This is a genomic window from Pseudomonas sp. MWU12-2319, assembly GCF_023242525.1.
Lineage (GTDB): Bacteria > Pseudomonadota > Gammaproteobacteria > Pseudomonadales > Pseudomonadaceae > Aquipseudomonas > Aquipseudomonas gingeri_D.
Window position 1 is genome coordinate 1 of sequence record NZ_JALJES010000054.1, and the last position, 1,313, is coordinate 1,313.

The 1,313-nt window shown below is 53.5% G+C and carries 1 protein-coding gene and 1 pseudogene; both read right to left on the reverse strand.

Going from position 1 to position 1,313, the window contains the following annotated elements; genetic code table 11:
• Window positions 1-97 (reverse strand): annotated as a pseudogene (locus tag M5C01_RS32705) (transposase domain-containing protein); the annotation flags it as partial.
• 82 nt (window positions 98-179) lie between these two features.
• Window positions 180-1,313: group II intron reverse transcriptase/maturase (gene ltrA, locus M5C01_RS32710; RefSeq protein WP_248764473.1), on the reverse strand; the 1,134-nt coding region annotated here is incomplete at its 5' end.

Genomic DNA, 1,313 nt, shown 5'->3' on the forward strand with positions numbered 1-1,313 from the left:
GGCGCAGCCACGTATACGGCTCCTGGCCGTTAGCTTTGGCGGTTTCGACCAGGCTGTAAATTTGTGCACTGGCATACGCCCCTTTGGGCGTGTCGCTGAGTCGAGTCAGCCGAAGGGAGTTTCACCCCTCGGCTGCTCACAGAACCGTACGTGACAGTCTCCCGTCATACGGCTCTTGATCACACATTCGATGCACGTAGTAAATACCAATGCGCGAACAGCTCCGGATTCTCTCTTCGAACAAGACGCAGCCGATGCTCCGCTTGACGTATAGAGATTCGGTACTTGCTCTTCATCCATTTGAGCAGGCGCGATTGCAACGCGCTCCACAATCGATAGCTGAAGTTTCTGTACCAGAATTTACCGTAGTATTCGATCCATCCTCGAATCACAGCATTGTACCTGCGAGAAAAATCCCTCAGGTCATCAGTCGTGGATCGATGGATGCGCCAGTGTTTGATCGTGTCTACCATCCTGCGCATCGCCTTCATCGACGCTCCCGGCATGCACTTACGAAAGAGTTCGCCTTTGGAGTTCTTCAGGGTTCGCACCTTGAAGTCGTATCCGAGAAAGGTGAAGCTAGTCGCAACGTTGTGCCGCTCGAATGTATCGATGTAGACAATCTTCGACTTTTCTTCGTTGATGGTCAGGCCTACTTCACTCATCCGTCGCGTCAGGCTCTCCCTGATTCGAACAGCCTCGCTCATCCTTGTGCAGTGAATAACAATATCGTCGGCATACCGTTCAAACGGCACGCCGCGATGCGTCCTGTCCATCCAACGATCAAAGGCATAATGCAGGAATAAATTGGCTAACAAGGGCGAGATCACACCTCCTTGAGGTGTCCCTCGCCCCCGTTCCTGAAGCAATCCCGTCTCACTCTGCATCGGCGCTTGCAGCCAGCGTCGACAGTACAAGATCACCCATTTCGGCATCTGGTGATGTTCCAGAGCCTTGATGATCAGGTCGTGCCCAACGTGGTCGAAGAACGCGCTGATATCCACTTCCAGTACCCAGTTCTTACGACGGCACCGAATGGAACATTGACGCAAAGCATCGTGGGCCGATCTTCCGGGTCTGTACCCATACGAGTCAGGATGGAAAATCGGATCGATCACAGCCTCCACATATCTTTTCACCGCGCCTTGAGCTACCCGATCAGAGACCGTTGGGATGCCAAGGATGCGCTCCTTGCCGTTGTCTTTCGGAATGCGCTTTTCCCGTACAGGTGGCGGGAAATACGACCCTGAGCACAACCGGTTCCAGATGCGGTAGAGGTTATAATCGCGCTGCCGATCAAAGTCCGTGAGCGT